Here is a 16,332-nt window from a genome sequence, read left to right as displayed (position 1 = left end):
TGACCTGGGCGCAAGAGGGCTGGCCCTGGGGCAAAACATCCGGTGATTAAACCCTGGATTAATGTCCGCTGCCTGACCAGCGATGGCCGCTTTTATCGGCCTGAAACACCTGCATAAACTCAGTGAAAAAACGCATCAGCTGAGTGGCATTGTCCGCTTCATCCAGCAGTTGCAGCAGTTCACATCCCACTTCCAGTGTACACAGATGTCCGTCACTTTGATTGCGGCGCAGCTGATAAGCCGACTGGTGCTGCGGCAGCAGCTGCATGCGCGGCAGAGTATCCAGCCACGGACTTTTACGCACCATTTTTTTCGCTTCCTGCCAGGTTCCGTCCAGCACAATAAAATGTGGCTGCTGTGCGGCGTGGCGCGCCTGATGCAATACCTGCTGCGGGCTCAGACTCTGTTCATCCGGATAAACCAGTACTGAATACAGGTTCGGATCAGCGATTCTTTGCTGCAGGCCGGGCGAAGGTTCAACCCGGCTCCAGCCAAAGTCCTGACAGCCGGGAACGGCGGCTTGCAACCAACGTCCGGTATTGGTGTCACGCTGGTACTCATTCTCGTGCATCAGTAGCGACAGCTGCAACTGGCTGCGAAGCTGCGGAATGCGATCGCAGAGACATTGATGCTGCAGGCCGCAGTTGGTGCAGGCACCGCTCACAACGCCACACCGGACTGATGTGGTGACAAGCCGTCAGCAAACAGGGTGACACTGCTGCTGTCTTTGCTGCTGGCCGGCTTGGCGGAACTCGGGTTGAGCGGATAGCTGATGCCATTGTACTGCAGGCGGTGCACTGCGGCGTTAGCGCCGCCACCGCGTACCGGCAGCAACAGATCCTGCCAGCCATGAGAACTGCTGTCGGCGACCTGGAACGGGGTATTAATCAGGGTAATACGGCTGTTAAAACGCCATTCCTGCTGTTGGTGCTGGAATACCAGCAGGGTACAACCGCCGGAGCCGCACCAGTCGAGCTGAACCAGCAGTTCGGGCTTGGCATCACCGTTTAAGTCGTATTTCAGCCAGCGATAGTGACTGCCTTCGGTCGCGGTGTCATGCAGGGCAAAGTAGCGTCTTACGGCCTGATCAACGTCCTCTTCAAAGCGGTCACTGGATACCAGCTGAGTGGTGTGGTCAGTGCTGTGCTTATCGGACTGCAGTGAAGCGTTATCCGCGGAGTACAGCACCAGGCCGCCATCGTTGATCGGATAAACCAGAGTGCCGACTTGTTCATGGGTGGCGGTGAGACGGTTGCCCTCGCGGGTGAAAATTCGTTGTGACAACAGATACTGCTGCTGGTGACGGGTCATCACGACCTGGACCTGCTGGTCGTTCAACTGCTGCCAGTAGCCGCTTTCAACCGTATCGGCACTGCCGTCGGAGTAGTGGTAGCGCGTGGTGGCACTGTGGTCGCCATTGAGGTTGAGTGTCACACTGAATCCGTTACTGTGCGTTGCGCTGGCAAAGTAGGTGCCGGTCCAGCCCAATGTGGCATCCTGGTTGCCGAGCGTGGCGCAGCCACGGTACTCGCCGCCGTTCAGCTCCAGTTTCGGCCTGCCAGCCATACAGGGTATCGCTCATATTATCTGAACAGGTACCCCGGGTCAGACTGAGCTCACCACCGTCAAACTGGTAGTGACGAGATTGTTCGCTGATCTCACGCTCTTCAATCGCAAAGGTCTGTTTTTCACCGCCGACAGGCTGGAAGGTCAGCCCCTGATTGCTGAAACTCATCGACCAGAAAGGTTCTGTGCCAAAGGCGCGGGTCGGGGTGGTGACCAAATCGCAGCGATCCGGGTTCTCTGCACTGAGGCGGTTTATCTGCTGCACCACAAAGCGTGCGGTGTAATCGCCGTTGTAACCGGTCTGGCTGGGAGGTGCCAGGTAACCAATCATTTCACCATACATGATCTGATACGGTGACTGATTGAGCGCCATGGCCTGCTGACTCCGCTCCTCGGGCAGATCAAGCCACAGTTGTTGCTGGCTGCCACAAGGGGTGAAGGAGCGCACCTGATGGCCCAGTACGACCTGGCCGCGCAGCACAAAACGCTGCGGATGAATAGAGTCGGGCCGGGTCACGCTGGCCTGTGGTGCCGGCTTGTCAGCCGGTTGCCCGGAAGGTGTGCCGGCACAGGCTTGCAGCAGGGCGGCGGTCAGGATTGCGGCTGGGATTCTCAGCGCCTTCATGTTATATCTTCCTCGTGACAGAACATTAAACGGGTTTCATTATGGCATACTGGCTATTCAAAACAGAACCAGACACCTTTTCTATTGACACTCTGCGGACACAAAAGGTTTCCTGCTGGGAAGGTGTGCGTAACTACCAGGCGCGGAATATGTTGCGTGATGAGGTTAAAATCGGTGATTTGGTGCTGATTTATCATTCATCGTGCAAGAATGTCGGCGTCGCCGGAATAGCCAGAGTGGTGCGTGAAGCTTATCCGGATCATTTTGCATTTGACCCGGAGAGTGACTGTTTTGATCCCAAATCTTCACCAGATAACCCGCGCTGGGTGATGGTGGATATTGAGTTTGTGCGTAAAACAGAGCGCCTTATCCCGCTGGCAGTGCTTAAGGCGTTGCCGCAACTGAGCGAACTGGCGCTGGTTAAGCGTGGCAACCGCTTATCGGTGATGCCGGTCAGTGAGCCTGAATGGCAGGCGATTTTAACCAAAGAGACCTTGCGCAAAAAGGAATAGCCCCGTTAAGTGACGCCGTTAAAGCACAACAGGCAGCCCGGGCTGCCTGTTGATGCGGAATAACTGGTCGCGTGTCATACCGCCTTGGGTTCAGCGGCCTTTGTTACAGTAGGTGCTGCTGCAGGTAGTGCGCCACGGCATCATCGGCATGGCTGCCAATCACTTCATTGTCAGGCAGGGCGCGGAACACTTTTTCGTGCGCCGTACCCATGACCAGACCTTTACCCGCCATGGACAGCATCTCGGCATCATTCATACCGTCGCCGAATGCGATACAGTGGTCCAGCGTCAGCCCCAGAGATTCAGCCACGGCTTGCAGTGCATGGCCTTTAGAGACACCAGCGGACATCACTTCCAGGCACCACGGCGTCGAAAAGGCCACATTGAGCTCATCACCAAACTGCTGATTGATGAGCGTTTCGAAGCGGGTCAGCAGGTCATGATCGCGCTCTTCATGGGTGAAGAAGATTTTGGCGATGCCGTCGGTTGGAGCGTTATCGGCATCAAACTGTTGCGACGCAAAGCCCGATTCTTCGTGAAACTGACGCAGCAGTTCATTCTCACGACTCAGCAGCCACTCATCGTTGCGGTACAGATGAATATACAGACCCGGCTGATCTTTCACCAGGTCAATGATCGCCTGCACCCGGTGCTCCGGTACGTTTTTGCTGTACATTTCACGGTTGTCCTGGTCGTGTACCCGGGCACCGTTGGAAGTAATCATATAGGCCGGGATACCGGCGATCTCGCGGATTCCGGCGACATCAATGTGGTGACGACCAGTGGCAAAAATGAACGTGTAGCCTTGCTGATGAAGCTGCTGCAGGGTCTGCTTGGAAAACGGGCTCAGCTGGTGGTTTCGGCGCCAGCAGCGTGCCATCCAGATCGGAAGCGACGATGCGAAACGGGGATACATTACGTTCAGTAGTCATATAACTCTCTTGGTCACAGTGGAAACAGGTCGAAGACGGTGCACGCTTCTGGTTGTCCAGTTTACGCGATGCGAAAGAGGAAAAAGAGGGTAAAACTCAGCGGACAAAATTTCCTCTATTTGTCCGCTGTGGCGTCACTCAGCCGGCGTCAGCCTGTTCGGCACTGGCAAAATGAGCCAGCATGGCGTCGAGAGCCTGATTACGATACTGGTCTTGTTCAAACAGCACTTCATGCCGGGCTCCGGCGATGACTTCAATGGTGCTGGCCGGATTGGTGCGCGCCAGTTTGGTGATAAAACGCACCTGCGCTGCATTGCTGACAATGGTGTCTGCTTCGGCTTGCAATACTAAGGTCGGGATGCGGATCTGCCGTGTCAGCTGAATGCACTGTTTGGCGGCCATCAGGCCCTGCCACACCCAGCGCGTGCTCGGCCCCCCCAGCTTGAGCTCGGGTTTTTGTTCGTACAGCTCGCGAAACCAGCGATAGCGCACTTCACTTTGGGTCAGCGGGTTGATTTCAAAAGGTTTTGCATAGTAGGCGCTGTAGCCCGGCGCATAAGTCGGCTTACGGTAAAAGGCGGTCATGAACTGGGTCAGCGGCATGGCGACCGGGCGCAGTTGCCACGGCATGCTAACCCCGAACATCGGCGCACTTAGTGCCATGGCACTGAAATCATGATGGGGATGCGTCTGGACATAGCGGGTCACCACGGCGCCGCCCATGGAGTGCCCCAACAGAAAACGCTGCCGGTAACGGCTCAGGTCCCACATTTCCACTAATCCGGACAAATCCTGCACATAGTCATTAAACTCGCCGACAAAGCCCATTTCCCGTTCTTCAATCAGGCGGTCCGACAGCCCCTGACCGCGATGATCATAGGCATAAATGTCGTAACCCTGCTGAAACAGATCATAAAACAGCTCCTGATACTTCCAGGCTGACTCAATGCGTCCATTTACGACTACAATAACTTTATCGTGCGCGGGATCAGTCAGTGAACACCAGAAAAGCCGGTTTTTATCAAACGAGCGGTAATAACCTTCATTGCGTGTTTGCCATAAGTCAGCGACAGGGTGGTGCATTGCATGCTCAAAGTTTGACTCTTGCGTATAGGTTGAGGCCATAACACTTGCTCAGTTACATCTTCTGGTTGGTGGGCGGAAACAGGGTTTTACTGCGGTTAGAATAAGCGAGTTGGGAGGAAATGCAATGGCTATACAATCCGGGGCGGAGCAGAAAGCGTATGCCGGGTGGTGAGGCCGTGATGAACAGTACTTTTGTTGCCAGGCAGCCGATCTTAAATGGTAAACGCCAGACTCTGAGCTTTGAACTGCTGTTTCGTGACGGAGAAAATAACGCGTTTCCGACCCATATTGACCCGGATCGGGCGACCTACCGTCTTATCGCGGAAAATTTTCTCTCCACCGCGAGCAGCCCGTCCAGTGCCCGCTGCCGCTGCTTTATTAACTTTCCCCATAAGAGTCTGCTGCGACGGCTGCCGCTAACTCTGCCCAAGGAGCAGATAGTGGTTGAGGTACTGGAGACGTGTGTGCCGGATGATGAGTTGCTGGCCGCGATTCGTGAACTCAACGGCCGCGGGTATATCATTGCCCTGGACGATTTTATCTATGCGCCGGAGTGGGAGCGTTTTCTGCCTTATATCCATATCGTCAAACTCGATATTATGGCGCTCGGGGTGGCGGGAGCCTGTCAGATGGTCGAGCAGCGGCTGCAGGGAGGCTCGCGGCGCCGCTTTCTCGCTGAACGGGTCGAAACCCAGGAGCAGTTTGAACAGACCCGGCGCGCCGGTTTCAGCTTTTTTCAGGGCTACTTTTTCAGCAAGCCGCAGTTGAGCAGGCAGCGCTATGTCAGCCCGGAGCAGGTTCTGGCGATGCAGCTGTTCCATGAGGTGTGCCGCAGCGACGTTGATTTTGCCCGCGTGGAGCGCATCATCGCCCAGGATGTGGCCTTGTCCTATAAATTGCTGCGCTTTGTTAATGGTTTATCGCTGCGCCTGGCGGCACCGATCCACTCTTTTCGTCAGGCGTTGATTTATCTGGGTCAGGAGCGGCTTAAATTATTTGTCTCCCTGACGGTGGCTTCTTACATCTCAGCCAGTAAGCCACAGGCCTTGTTCAATCTGGCGTTGCAGCGCGCTCAGTTTTGCCAGTTGATGGCGGCACGCCGGTAATTGTGTGAGCATAAAGAGCAGGCGTTTTTAATTGGTCTGTTTTCTCTGCTTGATGCTTTGTTTGATACCGGGTTACCTGAGCTGCTCGACGCTTTACCGCTGGCCGACAGCATGAAGCTGGCGTTGGCCGAACGCAGTGGTCCGCTGGGCGGATTACTCAATCTGGAGGAGTGCTTTGAACAGGCGGACTGGCCGGGGGTGGAGGCTTGCTGCCGTCAGCTTGGGTGCAGTCTCGATGAAGTGAATGCCGCTCACAGTGAAGCACAGCAATGGAGTCATGCTCTCAATCGTCTCGATTAAATGAATTTTTTGTGATGAGCAGGTGACGCGCATTGACGCGTGTTTTTTTATACTTAGGATATGCGGATATTCGCATGTATTTGAGGTGAGTGATGCTACCGCACCAATTTTTTAAACTGCTGGCCGATGAGACCCGCCTGCGCTGCCTGTTGCTGATCGCGCGTGAGCAGCGCTTGTGTGTCTGTGAACTGACTTATGCGCTGCAGGAAAGTCAGCCTAAAATTTCCCGCCATCTGGCTCAGTTACGGCAAAGTGGGGTTCTGCTCGATGAACGTCAGGGACAATGGGTGTTTTACCGTTTGTCACCGGCTGTTCCGGCCTGGTTACAGACAGTGATTGACGGTCTGCAGCAGGCCGACAATCTGCAGCAGCAATATGTGCGCGACAGTGAACGGCTGCAGGATATGGCGGAGCGTCCTTGCTGTTAATCAGTTTGGAATAATAAGTCGTTGGTCAGGTTAGGGAGAACAACAATGAAGCAAACAGGGAAGAAGACCCCGGCCGCACAGCCGGGATATGGCGTATTGGCGCCGTTTGCGGAGGGGCGAGTATGACCCATCCGTTCTGGGAAACTGGCGGTGGAAAAGGCGGCGTTGGTGCTGATGCCGTGTCCGGGCACCCGTCAGGTCACCTTGTTAGATAGTCTGAAACAGCTTAAACAAAATGGGGTGACCGTCATCGTCAGTGCAATAACCCGTGAAGAAATGACCGCGAAACAGGTCGAATCGCTGGGTCAGACTGCGCAAGGTTTAGGGCTGGGCTGGATTCATTTACCGATTGAAGATAACAGTGTACCCGGCGTGCTGTTTACTGAGCATTGGCCGACGGTGAGCGCGCAGCTGCGGGCTGCACTCAAACGAGGTCATAAAGTGGCGTTGCACTGTATGGGAGGCTCCGGCCGCACCGGACTGCTGGCGGCGCATGTCTTGCTCGATTGCGGTTGGCCTCTGGCACAGTGTATCAGTGACATTCAGGCGCTGCGCCCCGCTGCCTTTTCAAGTGCGCAGCAGCGCGCCTACATTGAGCAGGTGGCGACAAGCCGTTAACCGGGCTTTGGGGTTACCATGATCCTAAAGCTATTCAGGCTGTACCAGTGTGCAGGTAAATGTAAAGGTGAAGCCTGATTTACGGGCCGCAAACTTAGGTCAGGCGGCTGGCTACCCGTCTTTGGGTGTCTTGGGCTTGAGCAGGGTGGCCAGCCTTAATCGTCACATCACCGCCCGCCTGAGGCGGTGAGTGGTGCCGGTGCGTTATCGAAAGCGATCACTGCAGCCAGGCGTTAAGCATCCAGAGTAGTTTTTCCTGTTCGCGGATATAGTCACTCATCAGTGCCGCTGTACCTTCGTCTTCGTTTTCCGCAGCCAGTGCTAACACATGGCGTTGCTGGCTGATAAGGCTGGTAAAGCCTGCGACCAGACCAGTCATGGTGCTGACACTATCTGTCGCATTGGTGTGTTCGCGAATATCACTCGCGGCCAGGTAGTCGCTGAAGCTGTGCATCGGCTGTGAGCTGAGTGTCAGTACCCGTTCTGCCAGTTCATCGATCTTGACCTGCAGATCGCTGTAAATCTCTTCAAATTTAGCGTGCAGTTCAAAGAACTCTTTACCCTTGATATTCCAGTGGTAACCGCGGGTATTCATGTAGAACACCTGGTAGTTGGCCAGCAGGTGATTGAGTGCCTGCGCCAGTTGCTGACTTTGGGTATTATTCAGGCCAATAAGAGTTGTCGTCATAACGCTTACCTCATCTGGTTAAATGCATGGGATGTCTGTGACACCGATGAAAAAAGATTACCGGGCTGGGGGCGAAAAGGACAACCGGTTGTGTGCATCGTTGCAATAGGTACAGGCTATTGACCGGGCGCTTTTTTCATCACTTAACCGAGAAACAACACCAGGCTTACAATTGGCGGGTCATTCGTTTTATAGTGGTGGCTTAATTTATGAAGAGCATTGCGTATGACCAAACGAGTGATTTTTTTCGATTTATTACGCTGCGTGGCCGCAGCGGCGGTAATCGCGATTCATGTTCTGGCGCCTTATCGCTTTGAACTGGGTGAGATTCCGTTTTCACAGTGGGCGACGGCGATCAGTGTCAACGGTATGACTCGCTGGGCTGTTCCGGTGTTTATTTTGATCTCCGGCGCTTTGTTGCTGAGTGATGCCCGACCTTTTGACCTTAGTTATTATGTACGGCGTCGTTTAGGTAAAGTGTTGATTCCTTTTCTGATCTGGTCTCTGTTCTATGCCTGGTTGTCGGGCTGGAGTGCGACTGGTTTTGATGGCAGTACGGCCTGGGAGGTGTTAAAGCACAGCCCGCAGCATGAAACCTACTACCATCTGGGTTTCTTCTATTATTTCATCCCGCTTTATCTGCTGATTCCGCTGTTGCAGTGGCTGGTGAAGCGAGTCGATGATGTGGCCATTTATGCGTTGGTCGCTGTTTGGATGTTTACCTCAGTGCTGTTCCTGTATGGTTTCGATGGCGCATGGAGTAACCAGTACTGGTTATACAGTGGCTATCTGCCACTCGGTTACCTGCTGTATAAAAAGCTGCCGATCAATCGTTATGTCGTGCTTGGGGCTGTAGTGCTCGGTGTTGCGGCCTTGTATATGACGGTGTCGACGGTGATTTCTGAAAGCCTGCATTATCAGACTTATACGATTTGGCGCTGGTTCTCGTATAAAACCCTCAATACCATACTCGCTGCCAGCATGATCTTTATTCTGTGCCGGGCTTATGCTGACCGGATTTCCGACGCAGCACAGCGCGTGGTGGGCTTTATCAGCCAGCACAGCCTGGGGATCTATCTGCTCCATCCGCTGTTTCTTGTGGCCAATGAAGGCATTTGGCTGGCATCAGGGACATCCGGGTTGGGTGATCCCGCTGTGGGTTGTGGTTGCCGGAGCCGCATCTTTAGCTCTGAGCTGGCTGTTATCACGCAGTGCTAAGACCCGTTGGTTACTGCCCTGAATGGTGGAATGTGACGGTATTTTACGCCTGGCGTCACATTTTATTATCAGGAATGCAGATGAAGCTGGAAGTGCGGGTAAGGCCGCCTTATCTATAACTTAACGGGATTGTCAGCCGCAGCACGTCCTGCCGGTATCGATGGAGTAAGGGAGTTACTGATGTCCGATGTTGAACAGGTTGTAGTACGTACTCGTAAACTTGAGGAGCTGTTGCGTCAGCAATACCATGCTGATGGTGACGGGTTACATCAGTTGATCAGTAGTTGTGAAGAACGTTTACCGCACGACGTGATTGTCAAATTACGTTATGTCGCCACTGTGGAGGACAAAGCTGGTGCGGAGGCTGGGTTTCAGTTGCAAGATCGCAAAGCATTTCTTGCGGTATGTCGTGAGTGTGAAAAAGAACTGACTCCGCGCAGCGGGCGTTTTATCTGGCGAGTGGCATTCATGCTAATGATGCTGATGACTCTGGCCGCGTTGGTGGTGTATTACATCCACTGGGAGGAGCTTGCACAGCATCTGCGCTGAATGCTTATCCGCTATATCGCTTTTTGCAATCAAACTGCTTGTTTTTACAATGAAAAAAGGACGCTTTCGCGTCCTTTTTTGTTTCTGTTCAGATGATCAGTACATCATCGGCAGTGTCATCAAACCAATGATTACTGCGATCATTACTAATCCCTGTTTTTGAGATGAAGAAATCATAACACTGCTCCTTTCGCCGTTGTTTCATCTTGTGTAATCAGAATAACACTAGTTTATCGGCTTGATCAATACCATTTGTATAAACATCTTAAAATTACCAATATTGTTCGCAAATACTGCCCATAAATGGTGAGTTTTATGTGTTGTTTTGGTGCGCTCATCAATTAATCGATGTGGGTGTTAGTTGTGCAATTGTTGTTGTAAGTGTTTGTTTTTATTTTTATTAATCTTTGGTTGGTGTGGGTGTTAATATGTCTTTGTCATGTTTTTGCTGGTTAGGGGTATGGTGCTTGTCAATTTTTAGCTAATTATCATTTTATAAGAATAATTTTTTATCTGATGAGAGTTAATCTCATTTACCTCTGGTTTGTCCAGTAATTCATCGTCATCGAGTTGTTGAACTGATAAAAAAATCAGTCTGATTTGATGTAATGGCTTTTAATCTTAATTTTTAATATAACTTGTTGTTTTTTATTTAAATGTTTATTGAATTTTTCTTTATTTCTGAGAGTGTTTTACTGATATAGGTTTTATTTCGAGGTTTAAAACAATGTTTTTATCATCTGGAGGTGGCTGGCTCGGTTTTCTCGCTGTTGTTGAACGATAACTAGGCAGCTCCCCGTTAGTGGTTGAGTTACCCTGCTGGCCGCGTGATGTGAATCGCTATCAAGATCGAACTTTTGTGGTTCGCTTCTGGACATCAACTCTGACATGCCTACACTTGGCGGCAGAATGAAAATCAGGTCTGGCATGCAGCGTCAGGAGGCTGGGTGTTAACGGGGGTTATTCGTATTTCTGCATTGGAAAACAACAAATTAAAGCATGCTTTACAGCTGAGAATGCTAAGTCTGACCTTGCTGTTATTGATTACTCTCGAGCAGTATTCAGGGTTGAATACGCCTCTGGCCTGGGTCGTGACCGGTTTGGCTGCGGCTGTGGCGGCCGATGGTTTGCGTCTGATAGCAGCCAAACCACGAGCCAGCTTTATTGCTTTTCTGCTCGCTCAGCTGTGCTACAGCGCAGCATTCTGGGTGCAGAATAGCGCAGCAATTGTGTGGTGGCTGCCTGCGTTGCTGATCGCGGCAGCGATTGTCGGGTTCTTTCTGCTTCTGCCGCAACTGGAGCGACGAATTGTACCGGTCAGTCTGATGGGGCTGACGTTACTGCAGTTGATCTGGGCGGGCGGACAAATCTGGCTGATTACCCATACTTTAGCCTCCCTGGTCGGCGTGTTAGCCAGTCTGACAATGGCCGCTTCTGCCGTGCTACTGGCCATGAATACCTATCGCAGGATGTTGCCAGGCGGCCAGCCTCTGGTTTCGTTGACCTGCCTGCTGTCCCAGGCGCTGATTGTCGTCTCTGTGCTGCTGTTGCCCTGAGCCAAATCAAAGTAATCTCTCGCCGGGCGAGTTAAGTTAAGGCTTTACTGATGACAATGAGAGACACCATGAGTACAGATATTCACGCCCATAAAGTTCTGGAGTTAATCAAACAGCAGCCAATGACCGAACAGGAATTGCGTGCCGCGGCGTTACGCGAATTCGGCGCCCAGGCTCAGTTTCGAACCTGTAAACGCAGTGGTTTTGATCTCGACAGCTTACTGTTCTTTTTTCAGCAGCAGCAAAAAGTGTTGGTGACCGATGGAGTGTGGCATTTCAATCCGGCGCGTATTTGTCAGCATTAATCCTGGTTCGGGGTTATATTGACCCCGATATGCATCGAAATCGATAAGCGGCGCTGATATACTGCGCAAAATTTTCGATTGATTGAGGTGTTATGGAGATTCTATCGGCTGCAACCATGCTGTTTTTGATCATGGATCCGCTGGGCAATTTACCCGTTGTTTTGTCTATTCTTAAACACCTCGAACCCAAACGCCGCCGCATTGTATTGATTCGTGAATTGCTGTTTGCGTTGGTAATTCTGATGCTGTTCCTGTTTGCCGGCAAATCCATCCTCACTTTTCTGCATGTCGAACCGGAAACGCTGAGTATTTCCGGCGGGGTGATTCTGTTTATCATTGCGATAAAAATGATTTTTCCCAGCGCAGGCAGTATTACCGGCCTGGCCGCCGGGGAAGAAACCGTTCATTGTTCCTATGGCAATCCCTATGATTGCGGGTCCGTCGGTGATTGCGGCGCTGCTGCTGCTGTCGACCCAGTATCCGCATCAGCTGATGGAGTTGTCTGCCGCGGTGCTGATTGCCTGGTCGGGTACGTTTCTGGTTCTGATGTTCTACGGATTCTTCCACCGGGTGCTGGGCGAGCGCGGTCTCAAAGCGGTGGAGCGCCTGATGGGGTTACTGCTGGTGATGGTGTCGACTCAGATGTTCCTCAACGGCATCAAAAGCTACATGGAAATGTAAGCATAAAAAAACCGCCTGACGGCGGTTTTTTTACATCATGTGTTTGCGGCGAATATCGAGCAGGGCGAAGATGCCAAACACCAGGATTGACCATTTTTCTCCGCGGCTCATATTGATCTTGTCGCCGAAGGCTCCGATAAAGATCAGAGCCTGCAGGCCGTGCATCATCAGCAGGAAAGCCGCCATGATGTACAGCGCAATCGCTGCTTTGCCGGGAAACGGCATCACGATGTTGATCAGCAGAATCAGCCAGACAAAGCCGATGGCCATTTTGGCCAGCGTCAGTAAGATTTTCATACACTCGTCCTTTCAAACAGGCGGTAACAGACCTGGCCGGCGGTTTTTTCCCGGTACAGTTCCCAATTGGGTGGCAGATCCGCAATCGCTAACTCTTTTTCACACTCAATATAAATCATCGCGTTGTCGGCAAGCCATCCATTTTGCTCTAGTAACGCTACGCTTTCTTGTAACAAACCTTGACGGAAAGGCGGATCGATAAACACCACATCATAGGCCTGGCCGCTTTGGCGCAGAAAAGCCAGTGAGTCGGTGTGAATCGCTTCAATGTTGGACGCTTTCAGGCTGGCTATATTGGTTTTGAGCTGGGCAAATGCCTGGCTGTTCATCTCCAGCATGGTGACTTTGTCGGCCTGACGTGAGGCAGATTCAAATCCCAGTCCGCCGGAACCGGCAAACAGGTCGAGACATTTGGCATGAGGGATGTCCTGAGCCAGCCAGTTAAACAGGGTTTCTTTGACCCTGTCTGTGGTCGGACGCAGGCCTTCGGCGTCATGGACCGGGAGTTTTCTCCCGCGCCACAGGCCGCTGATGATTCGCACTTGACCACTTGGGGCCTGTTTTTGTGATGGGTTTTGCTGACGACGTCTTGGCATAGATTTTTTGACCGCGAATTAAGTGTTACTATAGCCAGTCTGTATGCGTTTTTTACTGGCATCACAGAGCATTGGCTCTCAGAATCAGGGCAAAGTGTAGCAAGCAAGCGCAAAAGTTTTCACTGCTTTGTCACTTTTCTTTGCCGAAAAGAGCAAATTAATAGTCTCAGCTCAATATACCCAAGTGACCTTGCCTGGCCTGGCGCACAGGCGGTGCGTGAGATGACTTAGGTATGATGTGTTAAATAAATCCAGGATAACCCCAGATGACGGAAAAGAAGAAGCGTGGCTTACTGTCATGGCTTGGCTTTGGTGATGAAGAACCAGAGCAGAAACCAGCAACCGAAAACGAACTTGAGCAGCAATCCGATGTTGAGCCATCCCAGCCGGATGTTGAAGAACCGCAGCAAGAGCCACAGGCTACGCTAGCAGAAGCAGAAGCAGAAGCAGAAGCAGAAGCAGAAGCAGAAGCAGAAGCAGAAGAGACGCCTGAGCTGCCGGCTGAGCAAGATATTGAATCTGAACCTGAGATTGTACAACCGGCTGTGGTTGAACAGGAAAAGCCGACCGAAAGCTTTTTTGCCCGTCTTAAACGCAGCCTGAGCCGTACTAAAGCCAACATCGGTGCAGGTTTCTTCGGTCTGTTTAAAGGCAAGAAGATTGACGACGATCTGTTTGAAGAGCTGGAAGAGCAGCTGCTGGTGGCCGATGTTGGCATGGACACCACCTTAAAGATCATTCAGAGCCTGACCGAGAAATCGACCCGTCAGCAACTGCGTGATGGTGAAGCCCTATACGGACTGCTGAAAGAAGAGATGGGTGAAATCCTGTCTCAGGTTGAGCAGCCGCTGCAAGTCGACAGTTCAAAAACGCCGTACGTGATCCTGATGGTCGGCGTGAATGGCGTTGGTAAAACCACCACTATTGGTAAGCTGGCCAAACAGTTTCAGTCCGAAGGGAAGAAAGTCATGCTGGCTGCCGGTGATACTTTCCGCGCTGCTGCGGTTGAGCAGCTGCAGGTCTGGGGCCAGCGTAACAATGTACCGGTGATTGCCCAGCATACCGGTGCCGACAGTGCTTCGGTTATCTACGATGCGATTGAAGCGGCGAAAGCGCGTGGTGTCGATGTGGTGATTGCTGATACGGCCGGTCGTCTGCAGAACAAAGCCAATCTGATGGAAGAGCTGCGTAAGATTGTTCGCGTAATGAAGAAGATTGATGATTCGGCACCGCATGAAATCATGCTGACGCTGGATGCCGGTACCGGCCAGAAACGCGATCAGTCAGGCCAAACTGTTCAGTGACGTGGCACCATTGACCGGTATTACTCTGACCAAACTGGATGGCACAGCGAAAGGCGGCGTGATCTTTGCGCTTGCGGATCAGTTCCAGATCCCGATCCGCTACATTGGTGTGGGCGAAGGTATCGACGATTTACGTCCGTTTGCCAGCCAGGAATTTATTGACGCGCTGTTCAGCCGCGAAGAGTAAACCGAATAGAGCGCAGCGCCCGTGTTACTGGCGCTGCGCTCTTGTATTCACAGGGGAAGGATGCGTGATTAAGTTTCAACAAGTAAGTAAAGCCTACCGTGGCGGACGTCAGGCCCTGCAGAAAGTCGATTTTCATTTGCGTCGGGGCGAAATGGCCTTTCTCGGTGGACATTCCGGGGCGGGGAAAAGCACGCTGCTCAAGCTGATTTGTGCGATAGAGCGGCCGAATGACGGCAAAATCAGTTTCAACGGGCACGATATTACCCGTATCCCCAGCAAAGACATTCCTTTCCTGCGCCGCAATATCGGTATTGTGTTCCAGGAGCATCGTTTGCTGATGGATCGCAGCGTGTATGAAAACGTGGCGCTGCCGATGCGGATAGAATCGATCGCGGAAAGTGAGATTAAACGCCGGGTTAATGCGGCGCTGGATAAAACCGGCCTGCTTGATAAAGCTCGCAGCCTGCCGACTCAGCTCTCCGGTGGTGAACAGCAGCGGGTGGGGATTGCCCGTGCGGTAGTTAACCGTCCGACCTTACTGCTGGCTGATGAGCCGACCGGTAACCTGGATCCTGAGTTATCCAACCGTATCCTGCGTTTGTTTGAAGAGTTCAACCGCGCCGGAGTGACGATTCTGCTGGCGACGCACGATATCAATCTGGTCAATTCCCGGCCTCAGTATCGTCATCTGGAGCTTAATCAGGGCTTTTTGAGCGAGGTAGAAGATTATGGCCATTAAGCCAAAGGGTAACACTGCCAATGCGCGCAAGCCTGCGGCGGGACGGGATAAGAAACGCGCCAAAACCGATAGCTTTTTTACTGTGCATCGCAAGCAGGCCAAAGCCTCGTTTTCGGCGTTATGGCAGCGTCCGCTTGGTAATCTGCTCACCCTGGCAGTGATTTCAATGGCATTGGCCCTGCCGGCCAGCCTCTATTTACTCAGCAAGAACATCGCCTCGGTGGCAGATAACGTTGCCAGCCCGTCACAAATCAGTATCTATTTGCGTGAGGGCACGCCGGAAGCGCGCATCATGGTGCTTAAAGACCAGGTGGAAAGTCGTACTGATGTGGCCAAGGTGGATTATATCTCTTCGCAGCAAGGGCTGGATGAGCTCAGCCAGTATGCCGGATTTGATCAGGCGATCAGTCTGCTGGATGAATATGCGTTACCCGGTGTGCTGGTGATTACCCCGGCGGTAGAAGACAAAGCGCGCATTACGGCGATCGCCCGTTCACTGCATGGTGAAGAAGACGTGACCGATGTTCGTCTGGATGAAGACTGGCTGACCCGTCTGGATGCGATTCGTAACCTGACCACTATCGTTGTGGTTTTCTTGTCGCTGCTGATGCTGGCTTCGGTATTTCTCATCGTCGGCAACACGCTGCGCTTCAATGTCCAGGCCAATAAAGACGAAATCCAGACCATGAAGCTGATCGGCGCGACCGACAGCTATATTCTGCGCCCTTATTTGTATTCCGGGATGTGGTTTGGTTTTCTCGGAGCGATGACCGCCTGGCTGATGACGGCACTGATCACCATTTTACTCAATGGTGCGGTGGAAGAGTTAGCCCGTCTGTATGACAGTCGTTTTCGTCTGATCGGCCTGAGCTGGGATGAATCTTTGCTGCTGCTGATGCTGGGGACACTACTTGGTTGTGTGGCTGCACGGGTGTCAGCGCGTCGTCATTTACGCGAAATTGAACCAGTTTAATTGCCGGCGGTCATATTACTGCAAAGTTGTTTTGTCACCCTGGGGGAGTCACTTGTCACTCTCGGC

12 protein-coding genes and 7 pseudogenes are annotated in these 16,332 nt (G+C 52.4%); 12 read left to right on the top strand and 7 right to left on the bottom strand.

Going from position 1 to position 16,332, the window contains the following annotated elements:
* Positions 1–58 precede the first annotated feature (58 nt).
* Together ABDK09_23045 and ABDK09_23040 are read right to left on the bottom strand one after the other, a co-directional pair.
* Positions 59–664, bottom strand: coding sequence for a DTW domain-containing protein (locus ABDK09_23045; protein XAW89472.1), 606 nt, complete (start codon positions 662–664; stop codon positions 59–61).
* Positions 661–2,191: pseudogene (locus ABDK09_23040) on the bottom strand (hypothetical protein). The gene ABDK09_23045 and the pseudogene ABDK09_23040 overlap by 4 nt, the downstream one beginning before the upstream one ends.
* 41 nt (positions 2,192–2,232) lie before the next feature.
* Here ABDK09_23040 and ABDK09_23035 point away from each other — a divergent pair.
* Positions 2,233–2,703: an EVE domain-containing protein gene (locus ABDK09_23035; GenBank protein XAW89471.1), complete on the top strand. Its 471-nt coding sequence runs from the start codon at positions 2,233–2,235 to the stop codon at positions 2,701–2,703.
* Between the two features lie 103 nt (positions 2,704–2,806).
* Here the strand turns inward: ABDK09_23035 and ABDK09_23030 are convergent.
* Both ABDK09_23030 and ABDK09_23025 read right to left on the bottom strand, forming a co-directional pair.
* Positions 2,807–3,635: pseudogene (locus tag ABDK09_23030) on the bottom strand (Cof-type HAD-IIB family hydrolase).
* A gap of 138 nt (positions 3,636–3,773) precedes the next feature.
* The gene (locus tag ABDK09_23025) at positions 3,774–4,760 is read right to left on the bottom strand and encodes an alpha/beta fold hydrolase (protein ID XAW89470.1); all 987 of its coding nucleotides are present in this window, start codon (positions 4,758–4,760) and stop codon (positions 3,774–3,776) included.
* Positions 4,761–4,900: 140 nt separating this feature from the next.
* On the opposite strand from ABDK09_23025, the pseudogene ABDK09_23020 reads away from it, so the two are divergent.
* The 3 genes and pseudogenes from ABDK09_23020 (at position 4,901) to ABDK09_23010 (ending at position 7,173) form a co-directional block, all read left to right on the top strand.
* Positions 4,901–6,127 (top strand): annotated as a pseudogene (locus ABDK09_23020) (HDOD domain-containing protein).
* 92 nt (positions 6,128–6,219) lie between these two features.
* Positions 6,220–6,555, top strand: coding sequence for a metalloregulator ArsR/SmtB family transcription factor (locus tag ABDK09_23015; GenBank protein ID XAW89469.1), 336 nt, complete (start codon positions 6,220–6,222; stop codon positions 6,553–6,555).
* A gap of 122 nt (positions 6,556–6,677) precedes the next feature.
* Positions 6,678–7,173, top strand: a pseudogene (locus tag ABDK09_23010) (phosphatase).
* A gap of 217 nt (positions 7,174–7,390) precedes the next feature.
* Here ABDK09_23010 and ABDK09_23005 read toward each other — a convergent pair.
* A complete protein-coding gene (locus tag ABDK09_23005; GenBank protein ID XAW89468.1) occupies positions 7,391–7,861 on the bottom strand; it encodes a Dps family protein in 471 nt (156 codons plus the stop codon).
* 225 nt (positions 7,862–8,086) lie between these two features.
* Between ABDK09_23005 and ABDK09_23000 the strand changes: the two are divergent.
* The 5 genes and pseudogenes from ABDK09_23000 (at position 8,087) to ABDK09_22980 (ending at position 12,170) form a co-directional block, all read left to right on the top strand.
* A pseudogene (locus tag ABDK09_23000) lies at positions 8,087–9,101 on the top strand (acyltransferase family protein).
* Between the two features lie 158 nt (positions 9,102–9,259).
* Complete coding sequence (locus ABDK09_22995) at positions 9,260–9,628, top strand: DUF4145 domain-containing protein (GenBank protein ID XAW89467.1); 369 nt, start codon at positions 9,260–9,262, stop codon at positions 9,626–9,628.
* A gap of 947 nt (positions 9,629–10,575) precedes the next feature.
* Positions 10,576–11,184 carry a lysoplasmalogenase gene (locus tag ABDK09_22990; protein ID XAW89466.1) on the top strand — a complete coding sequence of 203 codons (609 nt, stop codon included), beginning with the start codon at positions 10,576–10,578 and terminating at the stop codon, positions 11,182–11,184.
* A gap of 68 nt (positions 11,185–11,252) precedes the next feature.
* Positions 11,253–11,489, top strand: a complete 237-nt coding sequence (locus tag ABDK09_22985) for a YecH family metal-binding protein (GenBank protein XAW89465.1) — start codon at positions 11,253–11,255, stop codon at positions 11,487–11,489.
* 92 nt (positions 11,490–11,581) lie between these two features.
* Positions 11,582–12,170: pseudogene (locus tag ABDK09_22980) on the top strand (YhgN family NAAT transporter).
* 30 nt (positions 12,171–12,200) lie between these two features.
* On the opposite strand, the gene ABDK09_22975 reads toward ABDK09_22980, so the two are convergent.
* Both ABDK09_22975 and rsmD read right to left on the bottom strand, forming a co-directional pair.
* Positions 12,201–12,467 (bottom strand): DUF1145 domain-containing protein, encoded by a 267-nt coding sequence (locus tag ABDK09_22975; protein ID XAW89464.1) that lies wholly within the window; start codon positions 12,465–12,467, stop codon positions 12,201–12,203.
* Positions 12,464–13,063: a 16S rRNA (guanine(966)-N(2))-methyltransferase RsmD gene (gene rsmD, locus ABDK09_22970; GenBank protein XAW89463.1), complete on the bottom strand. Its 600-nt coding sequence runs from the start codon at positions 13,061–13,063 to the stop codon at positions 12,464–12,466. Before rsmD ends, ABDK09_22975 begins: the two co-directional genes overlap by 4 nt.
* 266 nt (positions 13,064–13,329) lie before the next feature.
* Here rsmD and ftsY point away from each other — a divergent pair.
* The 3 genes and pseudogenes from ftsY to ftsX all read left to right on the top strand — a co-directional run bounded on the left by ftsY (position 13,330) and on the right by ftsX (position 16,266).
* Positions 13,330–14,554: pseudogene (gene ftsY, locus ABDK09_22965) on the top strand (signal recognition particle-docking protein FtsY).
* Positions 14,555–14,618: 64 nt separating this feature from the next.
* On the top strand, positions 14,619–15,293 hold the full coding sequence (gene ftsE, locus ABDK09_22960) for a cell division ATP-binding protein FtsE (protein XAW89462.1): 675 nt from the start codon (positions 14,619–14,621) through the stop codon (positions 15,291–15,293).
* The gene (gene ftsX / locus ABDK09_22955; GenBank protein ID XAW89461.1) at positions 15,283–16,266 is read left to right on the top strand and encodes a permease-like cell division protein FtsX; all 984 of its coding nucleotides are present in this window, start codon (positions 15,283–15,285) and stop codon (positions 16,264–16,266) included. The genes ftsE and ftsX overlap by 11 nt, the downstream gene beginning before the upstream one ends.
* The last annotated feature ends 66 nt before the right edge of the window (positions 16,267–16,332 follow it).

The sequence above is a fragment of the Vibrio sp. CDRSL-10 TSBA genome (genome assembly GCA_039696685.1).
Lineage (GTDB): Bacteria > Pseudomonadota > Gammaproteobacteria > Enterobacterales > Vibrionaceae > Vibrio.
This window is presented reverse-complemented; position numbering and strand designations above follow the sequence as displayed.

What these genes read in the sequence shown, in the direction of transcription:
- ABDK09_23035 (XAW89471.1), top strand. Translation starts at nt 2,233, where the DNA reads ATGGCATACTGGCTATTCAAAACAGAACCAGACACCTTTTCTATTGAC.
- ABDK09_23025 (XAW89470.1), bottom strand. Translation starts at nt 4,760, where the DNA reads ATGGCCTCAACCTATACGCAAGAGTCAAACTTTGAGCATGCAATGCAC.
- ABDK09_23015 (XAW89469.1), top strand. Translation starts at nt 6,220, where the DNA reads ATGCTACCGCACCAATTTTTTAAACTGCTGGCCGATGAGACCCGCCTG.
- ABDK09_23005 (XAW89468.1), bottom strand. Translation starts at nt 7,861, where the DNA reads ATGACGACAACTCTTATTGGCCTGAATAATACCCAAAGTCAGCAACTG.
- ABDK09_22995 (XAW89467.1), top strand. Translation starts at nt 9,260, where the DNA reads ATGTCCGATGTTGAACAGGTTGTAGTACGTACTCGTAAACTTGAGGAG.
- ABDK09_22985 (XAW89465.1), top strand. Translation starts at nt 11,253, where the DNA reads ATGAGTACAGATATTCACGCCCATAAAGTTCTGGAGTTAATCAAACAG.
- ABDK09_22975 (XAW89464.1), bottom strand. Translation starts at nt 12,467, where the DNA reads ATGAAAATCTTACTGACGCTGGCCAAAATGGCCATCGGCTTTGTCTGG.
- rsmD (XAW89463.1), bottom strand. Translation starts at nt 13,063, where the DNA reads ATGCCAAGACGTCGTCAGCAAAACCCATCACAAAAACAGGCCCCAAGT.
- ftsX (XAW89461.1), top strand. Translation starts at nt 15,283, where the DNA reads ATGGCCATTAAGCCAAAGGGTAACACTGCCAATGCGCGCAAGCCTGCG.